Raw genomic sequence first — 17553 nt, 5'->3', positions numbered from 1 at the left:
CGGGTCCAAAGTCTGCATCAACTCCCCATAAAGGCCTATGTCTGTGGCATGCTTGTCCCATGACGTTCAACAGCAATTATCAGCGCGGTAGTGGCTACGCAAAGACTGGCTCGGGCGGACGGCGTGGCGTCCCAATCGCCGCAGGCGGCGGCCTCGGCGGCCTTGTACTTATTGTCCTCTTTATCGCACTTGGCGGGAACCCAGCTGACCTTATCGAGCAATCCCCTTCTGAAACGGAGCCGGACTCCAGCTACTCCTTGGAACATTGCAACGAGGACAACGCTGCGAACAAATACGACGACTGCAGAGTTGAAGCTGCCGGAGTCTCCGTTAATAGAGTGTGGAAGACACTCTTGCCGGAGCAGGCCGGGCTCGATTACACGGAGCCAGGCCTCGTATTGTTCCGCGACGCCACCCAAAGCGGTTGCGGGTATGCTTCTTCGGCTACAGGACCGTTCTACTGCCCCGTCGATCAAACCGCATATTTTGATACCACCTTCTTTGAGCAGCTCAATGCGCTTGGCGGTAATGACGCACCATTCACACAGATGTACGTCACAGCCCACGAGTTTGGACACCATGTCCAGCAGATAGAGGGGACGCTCGGGCTGAGCAACTACAACGATCCTGGTGAGGATTCTGCGGCCGTCGCTATTGAAATGCAGGCCGACTGCTACGCCGGCGTGTGGGCTCACTACGCCGATAAAGGCGAAAACGCCTTGCTTGAGCCGCTTACAGAAAAAGACGTCATCGCCGCAATTGAAACTGCCCAGGCAATCGGAGACGACAACATCCAGCGTCGCTCCGGCGGTGACGTCAACCCTGACACCTGGACACACGGGTCTTCTGAACAGCGTAAAACCGCGTTCATGTCCGGCTACCAGAGCGGCAAAATGTCTGCCTGTGACACGCTCAACCGTGGAGTCTACAACGGATAAATTTTTCCTTGTGATGTAACATCGCGCGCATGCCACACAATGCAGTTAGCGTCGTTGATTTGTTCAGCATCGGAATTGGCCCATCGTCATCGCATACGGTGGGCCCAATGCGCGCAGCACTTGCATTCATCGAAGGGTTAAGTGAAGCCCCCGCCGCGGTGAAAGTTGAGCTACGAGGCTCCCTCGCCGCAACCGGTGTGGGCCACGGCACTGACCGCGCCGTGCTATTGGGGCTCGTCGGCTACACTCCTCTCACAACATCCGCCGACACCAGGCCACTTCCTGGGGACCCCATTTCGGAACACGGACATATCAAGGGACCGGATCGTGAACTGGACTACGAGATCGCGATGAACCCGGTGCCCGTTGCGAATCACCCAAACTGTCTCATTTTCGATGCCTGGAACGCCGAAGGCGTTCGTATCGCATCGCGCAAGGAGTACTATTCCGTGGGTGGTGGATTCATTCTCGACCGCACACAAATGGAAGCGAAACGCGATCAAGCCGGTGTTGCGACGGTACGCGATACAGTGACCGTGCACTACCCATTTTCTGACAGTGCGTCGTTGATGCAGCAGTGTGCAACCCATCAGCTCTCCATCGCAGACCTTGTGCGCGCCAACGAAGAATCCATCCACGGCAAGAAAACCGTGGATGAACACCTCGACGCTGTTTGGAACACGATGCAGGAGTGCGTGGCACACGGCTTAAAAACTGAAGGTGAGCTGCCGGGTGGGCTGTCTGTCGTTAGACGGGCACCACGTCTCCACCGCTTATTGACGGCCGAATACAAGGCATCTGCATCTCGTGGCCTAGACGCGATGGAATGGGTGAACCTGTACGCACTCGCAGTGAATGAGGAGAACGCCGCTCACGGGCGTGTTGTCACCGCCCCGACGAATGGGGCAGCAGGGATCATCCCAGCAGTCATGCACTACTGCCGAGACTTCACCGATAATTTTGATCGGGATGCGGCACATGAGTTTCTCTTGACCGCTGGTGCAATCGGCGCCATCATCAAAACGAACGCCTCGATCTCCGGCGCCGAGGTTGGATGCCAAGGCGAGGTTGGGTCCGCATCATCAATGGCGGCAGCAGGTATGTGCGCAATCTTGGGTGGAACTCCTCAGCAGATAGAAAACGCCGCCGAAATCGGGCTAGAGCACAACCTTGGATTGACGTGCGACCCAGTTGCAGGGCTGGTACAGATTCCTTGTATCGAGCGAAACGCCATCGGAGCCGTGAAGTCAATCAATGCAGCGCGCCTCGCGAAGCTCGGCGATGGCACCAATAAGGTGACACTCGATGATGTAGTCGAGACCATGGCCGCCACCGGGCGCGACATGATGAGCAAGTACAAAGAAACGTCAACGGGAGGCCTCGCTATCCAGCTCGGCCTCCCGGTAAACATCACCGAATGCTAATACCTGCTAGCTCACTGCCTGGATAACTGACGTTGCCTGAAGTGCAACAGCAACCTGCTCGTGGCTCTCAAGATTTTTGACAGCCACCTCCCCGTTCGCCAGCTCTTGGTCACCGAGCACCAACGCGAAACGGGCACCAGCACGGTCGGCCCCCTTCATCGCCCCCTTCAAACCACGGCCCCCGTACGCCATATCTGCCGATATACCTGCGGCGCGAAGCTCGTCGATAAGCGAACTCATCTTGCGGCGGGCGTCCTCGCCAATAGCCACGCCGAACACATCAACGCGACGGTCCAGGTCGGGCAAGGCGACTTCCTCTGCCTCTAGCGCGAGTACGGTCCTATCGACGCCAAGGCCGAATCCGATTCCCGATAGGTCCTGGCCACCGATCTGCGCCATCAGCCCGTCGTAGCGGCCACCGCCACCAATTCCCGATTGTGCACCAAGGCCGTCGTGTACAAACTCGAAGGTGGTTTTCGTGTAATAATCCAGGCCACGTACCATGCGCGGATTAATGACAAACGGAACTCCCATATCCTCAAGCACGCCGGTGACTGTCTCAAAGTGTTCGCGAGACACGTCCGAGAGGTGATCGAGCATCAAAGGTGCATCAACTAACAGCTCCTGCACCTCCGGACGCTTATCATCCAGCACACGGAGAGGATTGATTTCTACGCGGTGTTGCGTTTCCTCATCCAACGGTAGCTTCTTCAGAAACGCTTGGAGCTTTTCGCGGTACGCGGGCCTGCAGGTGTGATCGCCAAGGCTCGTCAGCTCAAGGCGGAAACCTTTCAGTCCCACGCTCCTGTAGCAACGGTCCGCCAGTGCAATAATTTCAGCATCGAGCAACGGGTCGTCGACGCCAATCGCTTCCACACCTACCTGCTGAAGCTGACGGTAGCGACCCGCCTGCGGTCGCTCATACCGGAAAAACGGCCCTGCATAGTTCAGTTTCACCGGCAGATAACCTCGGTCGAGATTGTGCTGGATCACCGCTCGCATGACGCCCGCGGTGCCCTCAGGACGCAGAGTGACTGAACGCCCACCACGATCTGCGAACGTATACATTTCCTTCGAAACAACATCTGTCGACTCCCCCACACCACGCGCGAACAGCGTTGTATCTTCAAATACCGGGAGCTCGATGTGCTGGAAACCCGCTAGGTGCGCCTGCCGTACGAAAGAATCTCGAACGTAAAGGAACTTCGACGATGCAGGAGGCACATACTCTAAGACTCCTTTGGGAGCGCTCAATGCCTGGAACTTCTGTGCTTGGGGTTTCTTGGAATCACTCACGGAGACCGAGTCTAGCTGTTCTCAGCCACCACCGCAGCTAGAGCTCTTGCTCACGCACCTCTAGAAGAAAGGGATTACTCGTTCGTTCGTGTTCCATCGTGGTGGCTGGCCCATGTCCGGGGAGCAAACTTGTCTGATCATCAATCGCCCACACGGGACCGGACAACGAGGCCTTCATGGCTTCCGGATCAGAGTAAGGCAGGTCAGTCCGCCCTACCGAACCCGCAAAAACTACGTCGCCGGAAAACACGACGTCGCCCATTTGGTACAGCACGCTACCGGGTGAGTGGCCAGGTGCGTGGATCGCCTCAAAGCTAAACCCAGCCAAGCCGACGCCACCGTCGGTACTAAACGTTCGAAGATCTGACACAGCCGACATCGAAGCGGCGTCGAATAGCTGGAGCGTTGAAGCAGAAAGCCCGCGCCCATGATCGAGCATGAACGCGTCCGCCTCGTGGATAAACACAGGAACTCCGAACATCGCAGCATCCCTTGTGTGATCTATGTGACCGTGTGTAAGAAAGATCGCCTCGAGAGTCAATCCTTCTTCTTCAAGGACGCGGGTGACAATCTGGTGCGTTCCCATGCCTGCGTCAACGAGGCAGGCACGCTCCGCAGAGTCGTCAACAATGATGTAACAATTCGTCTGGAACGGGCCCGACGATAATCCTAGAATTCGCAATGCTCTACCTCCCCCAGCTCGCGCCACGTTTTCCTGCCCTTGCTTCTAGGAAAGGGCGGCCTCCGCAGCCGAGTAATCAGGCTCGTTCGTGATCTCCTCAACCAGCTCAACGTGTGTTACTCGATGATCTGCATCCGTGACGATGACAGCTCGTGCAAGCAAGCCCTTGAGCGGGGAGCCTTCAAGCGTCAGGCCGAAGGCCTCGCCAAAATCGGAACGGAATGCGGACAATGCTTCAACATTTTCAATTCCCTCTGCTGCGCAAAAACGCTGCTGGGCAAACGGCAAGTCCCGAGAGATGCAAAGCACTGCAGTGTTTTCAGCTGAACCAGCAAGCTCGTTAAACGCACGAACAGATTTTGCGCACACGTCAGTGTCGAGCGACGGGAAGATGTTCAGCACCAAACGCTTACCCTGGTAGTCTCCCAACGCCTTTTCCGAAAGATCTCCTGCTACGAGGACTGCGTCAGGAAGCGTATCCCCCACCTTTGGAAGCGAGCCAGATGTTTGTGTTTCATTTCCTTGAAAAAATACCTTAGCCATGCACACGACACTACATGAACGACGGCCAGCCAGCAGGCGCACAATTCACCGCAGAATAAGCCGGGTACAGTAACACCTGCTAGTATTTCCCAATCAACTAGTCAGAATAGAGGTACAACGTTGAGCAACAAAGAGCGCGGACAAGAAGCCCTCAAACACCTTGAGCGTGAACTCAATTCACGTGACCGCAAGCAGAACTCCAAGCCTTGGTCAATCGCGGCACTTTCCGCGGTTGTTATCGCTGCCCTGGGCGGGAGCATCTACTTCCTCGCAAACCAAGATGGCGATAGCTCCACCGAAGCGCAAAGCTCCACGGAAGAAAGCGCAGCTGCAAGTGAGTTTGACGCGAACAACTACGAGGCAATCGCAACAAAACGGGCAGAGGCATTGCCCGAAACCGTTTCTTGCCAGTACAACGCAGACGAGGCACAGGGCGACGCCAAGGTCGACCTACCCAAAACGGATAATGTCTCGACGACTGGCACAGTGAACGTCGAACTCGACACAAGCGCCGGCCCTATCGGAATGGAGCTTGACCGCTCAGTCTCACCTTGTACCGTAAACGCTATTGAGCACCTCGCCTCTGCTGGGTACTTCAATGACACCGTCTGCCACCGCTTAACTGATGGTGACGGTCTTAAAGTGTTGCAGTGTGGTGACCCCACCGGCATCGGCAGCGGCGGACCTGGATTCCAGTTCGCAAACGAGTTTCCTACTGACGAGGCACTGAAAGCACTCTCGAACACGTCCGCCCCAGAAGGCGCATCGCCAGAGGAAGCGGAGCAGATGAAGCAAATGGAGCTCCAGCAGAACCCACAAAAGTACGCACGCGGCACCATCGCTATGGCAAACGCGGGTCTGGACACCAACGGCTCCCAGTTCTTCCTGAACTACGGTGACTCTGTACTGCCGCCTCTTTACACATACTTTGGTCAGATCTCCGAAGACGGGTTGAACACCCTTGACAAGATTGCCGAAAAGGGCGTTGAGGGTGGCGGTCAGGACGGCGCCCCAGCTGAAGAGGTACACATCAAATCGGCAACAGTCAGCTAGCATACAATTGACTTTAAGCTGCACAGAAGCAGTTTTCAGGCTCCTCAAAGTATTGCAAAACGTCTTGAAGCCAGCTAGAGTTTGCACTCGTACATTTGTCAATCCCGTCAGATTGGAAAATTCATGAACTTCCGTAAAGGTATTCTCGCAGCAGCCACTGCTGTAGCTGTCGCAACTTCTGGCGTTGCTGCGGCTGAGGCTGCAGAAACCACCCCAACCACGACCAGCAAGTCGGCTTCTACTACCACCAGCACCCCGGCACCGACGGTGAAGAAGAACACTCCGAAGCCGGCTCCAAAGGATCAGTCGAGTGACGAGGGATCCTCCTCCGTCAAGGACATGTCCCCAGCTGAAATCCGTGACTGGATCGCAGTGTTCACCGCAGTAATCGGTGCACTCGGCACCCTGTTCGCGTTCTTGGACAAGCACCTGCGTAAGTAACACTTGTCGGCCAGGCGCTGGACTGGCGTCGACTGCTAACGCATCAAACTGGGCTTACCTTTGAGCGGGTAAGCCCAGTTTTCTATACGCCCACGCGATAAACGTCGAACACACCTTCAACGTTGCGGATCAGGTTCATCACAGAGGCTAGCTGCTTCGTGTCCGAAACCTGGAAGCTGAACCGAATCGTGGCAATACGGTCTTCCTTCGCCTGTGAGGACAGCGATAGGATTGCCAATTTTTGTTCAGACATTACACCGGTGAGTTCCGCGAGGAGGCCATGCCGGTCAAGAGCTTCCACCTGCACGGTCACGATCGAGATGCCCTGAGCGCCGCCAACCCCAGACCACGAAACTTCGATCAGCCGCTCGGGTTCTTCTTTAAGCTTGTTCGCGTTTGTACAATCCGTGCGGTGCACAGAAACGCCTCCACCTCGAGTGACAAATCCGAAGATTTCGTCCCCCGGCACCGGCTGGCAACAGTTTGCGAACTTCGCCATTACATCCGGGCTGCCCTGGACCAACACCACCGGGGTATTGCCTGAAGGTTCAGGGCGTTGAATCTTAGAGTGAGGAGTCCGGTCTACTAGTACATCTGCTGCATCTTCGGCATCGCCAAACTGGTCGACCAGCAGCTTTGCAACGTGTCTTGAAGACACATTTCCTGCACCAATTGCGGTGTACAGAGCGTCTACATCTGCGTAGCGCAGCCTCTTGGCAATGCTGCGCATAGACTCCGGCGTAAAAAGCCTATGGAGTGGCAAACCACTTCGCTGTACCTCAGCTGCAAGTGCATCGCGACCAACTTCTAAGTGTTCCTCACGCCGTTCTTTCGCAAACCACTGACGCACCTTCGTCTTCGCTCGTGGAGACACGATGAACTCTTGCCAGTCGCGGGAAGGACCAGCATTTGGGTCTTTAGAAGTAAAGATTTCGACCCGGTCGCCGTTCTGAAGTTGAGATTCCAACGCGACGAGCTTTCCATTGACCTTTGCGCCTACGCAACGGTGCCCTACTTCGGTATGGACCGCATACGCGAAGTCAACCGGTGTTGAGCCGGCAGGTAGGTTCACCACATCACCATGTGGCGTGAAAGCGAAAATCTGCTTGCTCGTTAAGTCGTAGCGCAGTGAATCAAGAAACTCGTTCGGGTCCGATGCTTCCTTTTGCCAATCGAGCAGCTGGCGCATCCAAGCCATTTGGTCAACCTCAGCTTGGTCGCCCTTATGCGACCCTTTGGTCTCTTTGTATCGCCAATGCGCGGCCACACCGAACTCGGCGTTGTAGTGCATCTCATGCGTGCGTACCTGCACTTCGAGAGCTCTGCCGCTGTTCGTCATCACGGTCGTATGCAGCGACTGGTAAACGTCGAACCTTGGGTTCGAGATATAGTCTTTAAATCGGCCTGGCATCGCGGAATACATCGCGTGCACTACACCAACTGCGGCATAGCAGTCATGGAGGTTATCGACTAGCACGCGTACACCGACGAGATCGAAGATCTCGTCAAACTCGTGGCCTCTCACTACCATCTTTTGATAAATAGACCAGTAGTGCTTCGGCCTACCCATGACCTCGGCATCGATCCCATTCGATTTCAGCTCGGTCTGCAGCTCTTGAATAATTTCGGCGAGCGCCCTATCTCGCGAGGGAGCCCGGTCAGCGACGAGCCGCACGATTTCTTCATACTTCTTCGGGTAAAGAATTGCGAACGCTAGGTCTTCGAGTTCCCACTTGACCGTCGCCATTCCGAGGCGGTGCGCAAGAGGCGCAATAACGTCTAATGTTTCCCGTGCCTTCTTTGCTTGCTTCTCAGGCGGCAGGAAGCGCATCGTGCGCATGTTATGGAGGCGATCGGCAACTTTAATCACCAAAACTCGAGGGTCCTCGGCCATCGCAACGATCATCTTGCGGATCGTCTCTGCTTCTGCGGACGCACCGAGTGCGACTTTGTCGAGCTTGGTGACGCCATCAACGATGCGAGCAACTTCAGGGCCAAAATCTGCTGTTAATTGCTCAAGCGTGTAGTCAGTATCCTCCACTGTGTCATGGAGCAACGCTGCCACGAGCGTTGTCGTATCCATGCCAATCTCACCGCAAATTGTTGCCACGGCCAGAGGGTGCGTGATGTATGGGTCCCCTGATTTTCGAAAGACACCATCATGCAGCTGTTCAGCTGTCTCGTACGCTCGGTTCAACAATGCGACGTCGCATTTTGGGTGGTGTCGACGGTGGATCGATAACAGCGGGTCCAGCACAGGGTTGCTCCGGACCCGTGCTCCACCGGTCAGTGATCGAGCCAGTATTGCGGACACGCTGCGCATCGTCGGCGCATTTCTCTTCGGTGCCTTTTCTTGAGCCACAGTCCGCCTCCAAACTCTCCTATTGGTCGAGCACTACCACGGGGACATCTCCCAAGCGGTTTCTACCGTCCAGGCCTTGTACCTCGAGCATTACTACATATCCAACAACGCTACCACCTGCGCGTTGAATTAAATCGGTTGCTGCAGAAAGAGTTCCTCCGGTGGCAAGCACATCATCGACAAGGACAACCTTTTTCCCCATGAGGTCGATCCCGGAAGCTGGAATCTCAAGAGCGGCGGTACTGTACTCAGTCTCATACTCTTGAGTAATCACGGGTGGAGGCAGCTTCCCCTTCTTTCGGATCGCAAGGATGCCGACGCCCATCTCATAGGCAACGGCAGACCCCAGCAAGAAACCCCGAGCATCCAGTCCGCCCACAAGATCCGCGCCGAGCTTCTCAGACACGCGCGCCATTTCCCGGATGACAACGCGCAATGCTTCTGCATCCGCCAGCACCGGAGTAAGGTCTTCGAACAGCACGCCTTCCTCTGGGAAGTCGGGCACTTTACGGATCTTCTCACGAAGCGCGTGCTTGGCGTTCTCGAATGTTCCGTCTGAATCGTGCATGGAGGTCTCCTTGAAAAGCTTCACTTGATTAATCATCTATGGTCCATCGATCCATGTTCCAACCGATTCCCGAAAGACCGGTGTAGGCCACGACGTTGCCGACACGTTGATCGATGGCAAATGCTCTTGGCTGTGCCGCGAGCGGCAGGATGGGGATCTCGTTCCAGAGCCATTTTTCCTGGCTCCGCAGTGCGTCCAGGTCCTGGACCCGATTGTTGGCTGCGGGATATTCGACTTGGGCATCGATTGGCATAAGAAGCGCATCAATCGTGCCCGCTTTCTCTACGACCTGGCCTTCTTCGTTGAATGCATATCCGGGAAGATCGGCCAAAGTCGCGAGGTTATCTGATTGATCAACGACGTCGATGCCTGCCGGCTGGCACTGGGCATGAATCGTTTGAATCATTGCCGACATCCGAGCCGAACGAATCGGCGTCGAAATCCGAAGCACGGTGCCGGCAGCGACGCGCGCTTTCTCAACGTCATAAGCTGTTGCTGCATCCCCAATGTTTTGAATTTTCGACGCCAAAGGGTCACCATGCGCCACGACCTGCACGGGTGCGTCGTCAACCTCGAGTCCCGACATTTTCGCGGAAGTTAGCGCAACCTCACGTGGATTCACGCAATGCGCGAGTGCCCTTCGCAGCTCAGGGTCTGCCCAAGGACCCGACTGTGCCATCACCAGTGCATCAGTGAGTTCGCCTACGACGTTCGTCACATCCACTGGCTCGTTTTCTGCATTGACGTCGTACCAACTTGGGGCAGGCTCTGCGAGGTTTCCAATCCGCAGACCACCTGACTTGACCAATTCACCAGCATCCGCGGTTCCAGGCCAGACAACAATCTTCTTTAAAGCTGGGGCGTCCCCGTAATACGAATCATTCGCCGCGAGCACTACTTCGCCGTCCTGCCCGACAGTTTCAATTTTGTACGGTCCGAACGACACTTGAAGCTCCGGGTCGTACTCGCTCAGATCGAAACCGTGCTGCCAGACTTCGGCGATGCTACGAAGTTGCACTGGATTTTGAGCGGCCAGGGCTCCGGCCATTTCGTCCGGTGCCATCCCCACGCGCGCGGCGACTGCATGAGAAGGCAGCACCGTTCCAGGCTCGAAGAGATCACGCCATCGAGCGCCCCTGTCTTCTTTCATCGTCAAGGTAAACGTCTTAGAGCCCGGTGCGCACGTCAGCGTGTCGGCGTCGTCAAAAAGCGGCATCCAGGAGCCAAAGAGCTCCGGAAGTTTTCCAGCAGTGAATGTGAGCAGAAAATCATTGCATGTCACTGGAGTAGCATCTGAAAACACCGCGGCGTCGGAGATCGTATAGACAACTTGCCGACGATCCCCCGGCAGCACCTGCGTCTTCACGAGGTCGGCGTTAGGGATCATCTGGCCATTCGGCCCCGGAACGTAAACACCTGGATAAAGGCGACCAGAAAGCTCTTGGGACAGCGTCGAGTGCCCCTTCGCACTACCTGCGTTGACCGTTGTCAACGGGCCCTGTACTTGATAGCCGAATTCTTCACTATTTGAATTCAATGAGCTTCCGCCAGCAGAACACGCCGTTACAAGACATGCAGTAGCAAGCACAGCAACGGCGTGGGAGAATACCTTATTCATATCCGGACAACTCAGCGGGTCGATGGCCGCCATGTACTCATCGACGGCGTCTCTTCAGTCTCCACGCCATCAGCGGAGCTTCTGGACAGGGTATCGACTGTACGTTTCGGCTTGACCGTAGTCCCCACCTCTTCGTCCTCGATGTCGCCGGAACGGTACCGCTCCACTTCGACATTGTGCTCCTTGTAGGCACGCTTTCGCTCCATAAGCGTAACGAGCAAAGGAGTTGCAAGGAACAGCGAGGAGAAAATACCTTCGATAACACCGATGAGCTGAATCAACGCCAAGTCACGCAGCGTACCTACGCCGAGCATCCACACAGCAACAACCATCAGCGCGACGATCGGCAGCGCAGAAATGACGGAGGTGGAAATCGAGCGCATAACGGTCTGATTCACCGCTAGGTTTGCTTCCTCTGCGTATGTTGATCGACGCGAATCAAGCACACCGCTCGTATTTTCTTTGACCTTGTCGAAGACAATAACGGTGTCATAAATCGAGAACGTCAGTACAGTAAGCAGACCGATGATCATTGCGGGAGTGATCTCCAGACCGAAGAGGGCGTAGAAACCGACAATCAAAATGCCATCGATGATCAGTGCAGCCATCGCCGCAATCGCCATCTCGCGCTGCAACCGAACAGCTACGTACACAGCAGCCGCGACGAGGAATACCAACATCGCGATCAGCATGCGCTTGGTGATTGTGTCACCCCACGATTCTGAAACTGTCGAATCGCCGATTGCATCAGCGGAGACTTCCCCTTCAGCGTTCTTGGTGTGGTGCTTTTCAAAAATCGCCTGGCGGGCCTGGTCAATCTGCTCTTGGCTTAAGTGCTCTGCGTTAATTTCGAGTGTCCGGGCATCGCCAGCGCCGACAATCTGAGTCAATTCGGGAGTAACGCCAGTAGCGTCAATAAACGTTTCCTCCACCTCTGCTGCGACCAAGTCATCTGCTGGCATCGAAAGCTTAGTGCCACCTTCGAAGTCAATACCGAGATTAAAGCCGCGGACAAGCATCGCAAGCAGGGAGATGACAACCAACGCCATGGTGATGCCATACCAAAGCTTACGGCGCCCGACGAAGTCGATCGCTGCGTCACCTGTGTACAAACGCTCCCAGCGCCCAGGCTCCTTCACGGTCGGTACGACGGAAGCAACTGTTTCAATTTGCGAAGACGACATTGTTACTTCACCTCAATACTTTCCGACGCGGCCTCAACAGCCTCGTCTAGGGGCGCTTTTTCGCTCAAGTCCTTATCATGCTGCGCTGCAGTAAACACCTTGGTCATACCGTTGACTGCCGGCTTCGACCAGAAGTTGGATCGAGAAGCGAAAATCATCAGCGGGGCTGTGACCAAGAACGTCACAAGCAAGTCGAATACTGTGGTCAGGCCCATCGTGAACGCGAAGCCCTTCACGTCGCCGACGGCGAGGAAGTAAATAATGACCGCGCCGATAAGGGTCACCATGTTACCCGTAATAATGGTATCTTTGGCTCGGTCCCAACCGGAGGCTGTGGCAGAACGGAACGTCTTCCCCTTGCGAACTTCGTCCTTAATGCGCTCGTAGATAACAACGAAAGAGTCGGCCGTGGTACCGATACCAATGATCAGACCAGCGACGCCCGACAGGTCCAGCGAGTAGCCGATCCAGCGGCCAAGCAGTACCAGCGAGCCGTAAACCAACAGGCCGGCGAAGAAGAGTGTGGCCAGCGAAATAAATCCGTAAAGACGGTAGTAGAAGAATACAAAGATTGCCACCAACAACAGGCCGACAATGCCTGCATAGAAGCCTGCCTGCAACGACGCCAAGCCGAGTGACGGTGGAACCGTCATCGCTGTGCCACCAGGCTCGCCGTTTTCACCAGCAAACGACAGCGGAAGAGCACCGTATCGCAGGTTGTTCGCGAGGCTTTCAGCCTCCTCCTGGCTAAAGTTGCCAGTAATGGAGGTAGCCGAGCCGACAGGCGTTGCGCCTTGGATAACCGGTGCAGAAATGATCTGAGAATCCAGCGTGATCGCAATCTGCTGGCCAATCATCTCACTCGTAAGCTGCGCCCACGTAGATGAGCCGTTGAACTCGCCCGCCTGGCTAAACGCAAAGTTGATCTCCATTTGGCTCGACTGCGGGTTGAATCCGCCAGTGATCGTGCGGCCAGTGTCGATCTGTTCGCCGGTAAGTCGTGGCCCGTCGGTGTCAGTGACACCGGCAAGCAGCGGAACCTCGTCAAGCAGTAGCACCTGACCCGATGACGGATCACACGCTACAAGTGGCGACGCTTCATCGTCGGTACCTGCCAATGGGTCGATGGGTTGTACAGCACAGAGTGCGCTCATCAGCGACATCGCAACGAACTGTTGCGTAGGATCCTCCGACTGGCGGGTTGCTTTCAGCATGTCGGTCTGGTCTGACCTGCGCTCTGCCGATTCTACTGGACCGTTCGGCTCGGGCAGTGGCTTCGCGTCAATTGTCGGGATGTCGATGTTTTGGCCTTGTTCCCCGACTTGTTTCTTCACCTGTTCACCAATTGCTTTCGCTTGATCGGCAGTCAGGATTCCATACTTCACCCAGTCACTCGCGGTCGTAGCGAAAACCTCACCGATCGTATCTACAGCAGGTGCAGGCGGCTGCATTACCGGGCGGAACAACAGCTGTGACGTTTGGCCGATATTACGAACCTCTGAGGTATCGTCGCCTGCGGCCGTAATCACAAGCGTATTACCATCCACTACGACAGTTGCGCCAGAAACCCCCATGCCGTTCACGCGCTTCTCAAGAATATTTCGCGCCTCTTCGAGCTGATCACGGGTTGGCTCGTCTCCTTGAGGCACGAGCGTCACGCGAGTACCTCCCTGCAAGTCAATCCCGAGCTTCGGGGTTGCGGACCTATCGCCCGTGAAAAATACTAATGAGTACACGCCAATGACGATGAGCGCAAAAAGCGCCAGCGCGCGCGCAGGCCACTTCCGCTTTGATCTCAATTCGCCGGAACGCTGAGTGTTCTTGGACACCGAGCTAACTCCTCTATTTCTCCGTTGTTTCACTGCCACACCCCGCTTCGCCCAAAGCTTTTGGGAAAGCGGGGTGTGGCGCACATCGGTTTATCGTACGTCATCAATTGCTATATCGGTAAAGACAGCTCGACTGTGTGCTTCGTGTCTTAAGCACGACCTACTCTGGCCGTTGGTCTACCTCGTCCAGCAGAGTTTCTTCGACAACACTCTCGATCGAGTCGCGCTTCATAATTCCGGCGGTCTCCATTCGGACCTCGACCCCCGGGGCGATCTCGACACGAAGCGACGTATCTTCTACAGCAACGACGGAGCCGTGGAGGCCAGATACCGTCACAACGTGGTCACCAGGCTGGATGGACGCCTGCATTTCCTGGACCTGTTGTTGACGCTTCTTCTGGCTCCGCATCATCAACATAGACGGCAGCATGAACACCAATAGGACGAGCAAAATAAGGATAAATTCCATAGCTCCATCTTGGCATACTCCCAACTACGACGAAATACCCACTTGCCCAAGCGCATCTGGTGGCGGATCGATCCCCAGGTGCTGCCATGCAGCCGCAGTTGCGACGCGACCTCTTCCAGTCCGCGCCATCAGCCCGGCTCGAACGAGATAGGGCTCGCACACTTCCTCGACAGTGGATGGCTCTTCACCCACTGCAATCGCAAGAGTATTGACGCCAACCGGCCCACCACCGTGCCCTCGAATTAATGAATTCAGGACAGCCCGATCAAGCCTGTCGAGCCCCAGTTCGTCAACGTCGAAAACTTCCAACGCTGAGCGTGCAGCCTGAATGTCTATCTTCCCGCTGCCGTGTACATCCGCCCAATCACGAACTCGGCGCAACAGCCGATTGGCGATACGCGGTGTGCCACGTGAACGGGAAGCGATTTCCACTGCCGCATCACGATCGATCTCCACGTGAAGAATCTTCGCGGCCCGCTCTACGACGTGGCGGAGGTCAGACACCTCGTAGAATTCCATCTGCGCAGTAAATCCGAATCGGTCTCGCAATGGTCCAGTGAGCATACCGGCGCGTGTCGTTGCTCCCACCAAAGTAAACGGTGGGATTTCCAGCGGAATTGACGTCGCACCGGGGCCCTTTCCCACAATCACGTCAATGCGAAAGTCCTCCATCGCCATATAAAGCATCTCTTCTGCAGGCCGCGCAATCCTGTGAATCTCATCAATGAAGAGCACATCGCCCTCCATGAGGTTCGATAACATTGCGGCAAGGTCCCCAGCTCGTTCAAGCGCTGGCCCTGATGTCATGCGTAGGGATGTCCCGAGCTCCTGAGCAATGATCATCGCCATCGTCGTCTTCCCCAAACCAGGAGGCCCCGACAACAAAATATGGTCGGGCGTTACATTTCGCTGGCTCGCTCCCGCAAGGACGAGGCTGAGCTGTTCGCGTACCTTTGGTTGCCCAATGAATTCGTGAAGCGACTTCGGCCTTAGAGAACGCTCGATATCATGCTCATCATTGTGCGCGTTGACACTGACAGGTGCCCCATCGGGGCGCGAAAGGTCATCGGGCAACTGAAATACAGTTTTCTCAACGTCAGACATAGTGGCAACTTACTTTTTCGACAGTGTTCTCAGTGCTTCGCGCAGCAGACTTGATGGGTCCGCATCCGGCTGATCGGTAACCAACGACTCAACCACCGACCGCACGCCGCGTTCGGTAAAACCAAGCCCAATCAAAGCCTCTACGATCTGTTCCCTGACGCCTGACGCCGAAGAGACTGGCGCGCTAGGACCCAGATTTGCATCTCCCTCGACTTCAAACAGCCCAGCGACCTTGTCCTTCAGCTCTAACACTATTCGCTCCGCCATCTTCTTACCGACGCCAGGAATCGTTTGAATCTTTTTTGCATCTCCAGACGCAATGAGCTCTGCCAACTCCCCTGGGCTAAAGACGGCCAAGGAGGCCATCGCAAGCCTCGGTCCTAAACCGCTGACCGTTTGGAGCTTGTGAAACATTGTTCGTGAATCCTCATCCGCGAACCCAAATAGCGTCATGCCGTCATCGCGAACAACGAGAGCCGTGACAACATCCGCGTGCTCCCCACGGTTGAGACGTCCGAGGGTTGGTGGCGTCGCCAAGAATCGGTACCCAACGCCTCCGCAACCAATGACCGCATGATCGAGGCCAATCGAAAGTACTTCACCGTGAAGGGAGTCAATCATGTTCTAGCTCTTTCTGAGTGTTTCGTAGGCGGAAGCTCTTGCAAGTAACGGCGCGCGCCAGCAATGACACACGGCAATCGCCAGCGCATCGGCTGCATCCGCCGGTTTTGGTGGCTCGCTTAAGCCAAGGATACGTGTAATCATCGTAGTCATCTGCTTCTTATCAGCCCGGCCATTACCGGACACAGACTTCTTTACTTCCGATGGGGTGTACATATATACAGGGATGTCGCGTTCGGCTGCAGCGAGAACCATCACCCCCACCGCGTGCGCGGTATGCATCACTGTTGAAACGTTACTGCGTTCAAAAATTCGCTCCATCGCGACAACATCCGGCTTGTACTCATCCATCCAGTCAGATACGGACCGCGAAATACGCAGAAGGCGCTCGGCGAGATCCACATCGGACGGAGTGCGAGCGACACCAACCGCGATCGGAATGACCTGCCGTCCCCGCCCGGCCTGAACAACCGAAAGTCCACAGCGGGTCAAACCCGGGTCTATCCCCATTATCCGTAAACCTTGAAGGTTCACCATGTGTCCTTTCACCGCAGACTGTACTGGCACATATGTTCTACCACATTTTCAAAAAGAACCACCACCCGCCGCAGCGAATGGTGGTTAAAACACTGGCTAAACGCCTACAGCTCGACCTGCGCAGCTACCTCGTCCGAAATAGACATATTCGAGTAGACATTCTGAACGTCATCGGAGTCCTCAAGAGCATCGATAAGCTTGAGGTTCTTCTCAGCACCAGCAACATCCAGCTCCACTTCTACGTCGGCGCGGAAGTCCTGCTCCGAGCCTTCTACCTGGATTCCAGCTTCGACTAGTGCTTCTCGTACTGCTGAAAGATCAGTCGGCTGACACGTAACCTCAAATTCTTCGCCAAGGTCATTGACCTCTTCGGCGCCTGCATCCAGCACTGCCAATAGGACATCGTCCTCAGTAAGGTCTTTTTTGGCAACCGTAACCACACCGACTCGGTTGAACATGTAGCCGACAGAACCTGTTTCGCCTAAATTGCCGCCGTTCCTAGTCATCGCGGTGCGGACCTCAGTAGCTGCACGGTTACGATTATCCGTCAAGCACTCAATTAACAGGGCAACACCGTTAGGGCCGTAGCCCTCGTACATAACCGACTCCCAGTTAGATCCGCCGGCTTCTTCTCCTGACCCACGCTTGCGCGCACGCTCGATGTTGTCGTTAGGCACGGACGCCTTCTTGGCTTTCTTGATCATGTCATCGAGCGTCGGATTCGCAGCGGGATCGCCGCCACCAGTCCGTGCTGCCACCTCAATATCCTTGATCATCTTCGCCCAGAGTTTGGAGCGCTTTGCATCGTTAGCGGCTTTCTTGTGCTTAGTAGTAGCCCACTTTGAGTGGCCAGACATCCGGCATCCCTTCGCTTAAATCCTGTT

17 protein-coding genes are annotated in these 17553 nt (G+C 55.6%); 4 read left to right on the top strand and 13 right to left on the bottom strand.

The features are described 5' to 3' along the window. Window positions 1-41 precede the first annotated feature (41 nt). Together BJP07_RS04325 and BJP07_RS04320 are read left to right on the top strand one after the other, a co-directional pair. Window positions 42-938: a neutral zinc metallopeptidase gene (locus BJP07_RS04325; protein ID WP_255365925.1), complete on the top strand. Its 897-nt coding sequence runs from the start codon at window positions 42-44 to the stop codon at window positions 936-938. A 29-nt stretch (window positions 939-967) separates the two neighbouring features. Next, the gene (locus tag BJP07_RS04320) at window positions 968-2362 is read left to right on the top strand and encodes an L-serine ammonia-lyase (protein ID WP_071566226.1); all 1395 of its coding nucleotides are present in this window, start codon (window positions 968-970) and stop codon (window positions 2360-2362) included. A 6-nt stretch (window positions 2363-2368) separates the two neighbouring features. Here the strand turns inward: BJP07_RS04320 and hisS are convergent, their stop codons facing one another. Genes hisS through tpx form a run of 3 tightly spaced genes read right to left on the bottom strand, consistent with a single transcriptional unit; the run spans window position 2369 to window position 4883 of the window. Next, window positions 2369-3658 carry a histidine--tRNA ligase gene (hisS, locus tag BJP07_RS04315; RefSeq protein ID WP_071566225.1) on the bottom strand — a complete coding sequence of 430 codons (1290 nt, stop codon included), beginning with the start codon at window positions 3656-3658 and terminating at the stop codon, window positions 2369-2371. 37 nt (window positions 3659-3695) lie between these two features. Continuing rightward, window positions 3696-4340, bottom strand: coding sequence for an MBL fold metallo-hydrolase (locus tag BJP07_RS04310; protein ID WP_071566224.1), 645 nt, complete (start codon window positions 4338-4340; stop codon window positions 3696-3698). 45 nt (window positions 4341-4385) lie between these two features. After that, window positions 4386-4883 carry a thiol peroxidase gene (tpx, locus tag BJP07_RS04305; protein ID WP_071566223.1) on the bottom strand — a complete coding sequence of 166 codons (498 nt, stop codon included), beginning with the start codon at window positions 4881-4883 and terminating at the stop codon, window positions 4386-4388. Between the two features lie 120 nt (window positions 4884-5003). Between tpx and BJP07_RS04300 the strand changes: the two genes are divergently transcribed. Beyond that, on the top strand, window positions 5004-5936 hold the full coding sequence (locus tag BJP07_RS04300; protein WP_071566222.1) for a peptidylprolyl isomerase: 933 nt from the start codon (window positions 5004-5006) through the stop codon (window positions 5934-5936). A 123-nt stretch (window positions 5937-6059) separates the two neighbouring features. Next, window positions 6060-6377 (top strand): hypothetical protein, encoded by a 318-nt coding sequence (locus BJP07_RS04295; protein WP_071566221.1) that lies wholly within the window; start codon window positions 6060-6062, stop codon window positions 6375-6377. Between the two features lie 82 nt (window positions 6378-6459). On the opposite strand, the gene BJP07_RS04290 is transcribed toward BJP07_RS04295, so the two are convergent. The 10 genes from BJP07_RS04290 to BJP07_RS04245 all read right to left on the bottom strand — a co-directional run bounded on the left by BJP07_RS04290 (window position 6460) and on the right by BJP07_RS04245 (window position 17526). After that, complete coding sequence (locus BJP07_RS04290; protein ID WP_071566220.1) at window positions 6460-8700, bottom strand: bifunctional (p)ppGpp synthetase/guanosine-3',5'-bis(diphosphate) 3'-pyrophosphohydrolase; 2241 nt, start codon at window positions 8698-8700, stop codon at window positions 6460-6462. 58 nt (window positions 8701-8758) lie between these two features. Then, complete coding sequence (locus tag BJP07_RS04285) at window positions 8759-9307, bottom strand: adenine phosphoribosyltransferase (RefSeq protein WP_071566393.1); 549 nt, start codon at window positions 9305-9307, stop codon at window positions 8759-8761. A 28-nt stretch (window positions 9308-9335) separates the two neighbouring features. After that, the gene (locus tag BJP07_RS04280; RefSeq protein WP_071566394.1) at window positions 9336-10925 is read right to left on the bottom strand and encodes an ABC transporter substrate-binding protein; all 1590 of its coding nucleotides are present in this window, start codon (window positions 10923-10925) and stop codon (window positions 9336-9338) included. A gap of 11 nt (window positions 10926-10936) precedes the next feature. Then, window positions 10937-12109 carry a protein translocase subunit SecF gene (secF, locus tag BJP07_RS04275; protein ID WP_071566219.1) on the bottom strand — a complete coding sequence of 391 codons (1173 nt, stop codon included), beginning with the start codon at window positions 12107-12109 and terminating at the stop codon, window positions 10937-10939. A 2-nt stretch (window positions 12110-12111) separates the two neighbouring features. Then, complete coding sequence (secD, locus tag BJP07_RS04270) at window positions 12112-13938, bottom strand: protein translocase subunit SecD (RefSeq protein WP_071566218.1); 1827 nt, start codon at window positions 13936-13938, stop codon at window positions 12112-12114. Between the two features lie 160 nt (window positions 13939-14098). Then, the gene (gene yajC / locus BJP07_RS04265; RefSeq protein ID WP_071566217.1) at window positions 14099-14407 is read right to left on the bottom strand and encodes a preprotein translocase subunit YajC; all 309 of its coding nucleotides are present in this window, start codon (window positions 14405-14407) and stop codon (window positions 14099-14101) included. A 24-nt stretch (window positions 14408-14431) separates the two neighbouring features. Then, on the bottom strand, window positions 14432-15511 hold the full coding sequence (gene ruvB / locus BJP07_RS04260) for a Holliday junction branch migration DNA helicase RuvB (RefSeq protein WP_071566216.1): 1080 nt from the start codon (window positions 15509-15511) through the stop codon (window positions 14432-14434). Between the two features lie 9 nt (window positions 15512-15520). Next, window positions 15521-16132, bottom strand: coding sequence for a Holliday junction branch migration protein RuvA (gene ruvA / locus BJP07_RS04255; protein ID WP_071566215.1), 612 nt, complete (start codon window positions 16130-16132; stop codon window positions 15521-15523). A 3-nt stretch (window positions 16133-16135) separates the two neighbouring features. Beyond that, complete coding sequence (gene ruvC / locus BJP07_RS04250; RefSeq protein ID WP_143109672.1) at window positions 16136-16666, bottom strand: crossover junction endodeoxyribonuclease RuvC; 531 nt, start codon at window positions 16664-16666, stop codon at window positions 16136-16138. A 107-nt stretch (window positions 16667-16773) separates the two neighbouring features. Further along, window positions 16774-17526 (bottom strand): YebC/PmpR family DNA-binding transcriptional regulator, encoded by a 753-nt coding sequence (locus BJP07_RS04245; RefSeq protein ID WP_071566213.1) that lies wholly within the window; start codon window positions 17524-17526, stop codon window positions 16774-16776. Window positions 17527-17553: the final 27 nt, after the last annotated feature.

The organism is Corynebacterium sp. NML130628, assembly GCF_001875665.1.
In the GTDB taxonomy this organism is placed as follows: domain Bacteria; phylum Actinomycetota; class Actinomycetes; order Mycobacteriales; family Mycobacteriaceae; genus Corynebacterium.
The sequence above is the reverse complement of the archived record's forward strand: the minus strand, read 5'-3'. Positions and strand labels throughout refer to the sequence as shown.

Excerpts from the sequence above, each read along its gene's own strand:
- BJP07_RS04320 (WP_071566226.1), top strand. The coding sequence starts at position 968 with ATGCCACACAATGCAGTTAGCGTCGTTGATTTGTTCAGCATCGGAATT.
- tpx (WP_071566223.1), bottom strand. The coding sequence starts at position 4,883 with ATGGCTAAGGTATTTTTTCAAGGAAATGAAACACAAACATCTGGCTCG.
- BJP07_RS04295 (WP_071566221.1), top strand. The coding sequence starts at position 6,060 with ATGAACTTCCGTAAAGGTATTCTCGCAGCAGCCACTGCTGTAGCTGTC.
- BJP07_RS04290 (WP_071566220.1), bottom strand. The coding sequence starts at position 8,700 with ATGCGCAGCGTGTCCGCAATACTGGCTCGATCACTGACCGGTGGAGCA.
- BJP07_RS04285 (WP_071566393.1), bottom strand. The coding sequence starts at position 9,307 with ATGCACGATTCAGACGGAACATTCGAGAACGCCAAGCACGCGCTTCGT.
- BJP07_RS04280 (WP_071566394.1), bottom strand. The coding sequence starts at position 10,925 with ATGAATAAGGTATTCTCCCACGCCGTTGCTGTGCTTGCTACTGCATGT.
- secF (WP_071566219.1), bottom strand. The coding sequence starts at position 12,109 with ATGTCGTCTTCGCAAATTGAAACAGTTGCTTCCGTCGTACCGACCGTG.
- yajC (WP_071566217.1), bottom strand. The coding sequence starts at position 14,407 with ATGGAATTTATCCTTATTTTGCTCGTCCTATTGGTGTTCATGCTGCCG.
- ruvB (WP_071566216.1), bottom strand. The coding sequence starts at position 15,511 with ATGTCTGACGTTGAGAAAACTGTATTTCAGTTGCCCGATGACCTTTCG.
- ruvA (WP_071566215.1), bottom strand. The coding sequence starts at position 16,132 with ATGATTGACTCCCTTCACGGTGAAGTACTTTCGATTGGCCTCGATCAT.
- BJP07_RS04245 (WP_071566213.1), bottom strand. The coding sequence starts at position 17,526 with ATGTCTGGCCACTCAAAGTGGGCTACTACTAAGCACAAGAAAGCCGCT.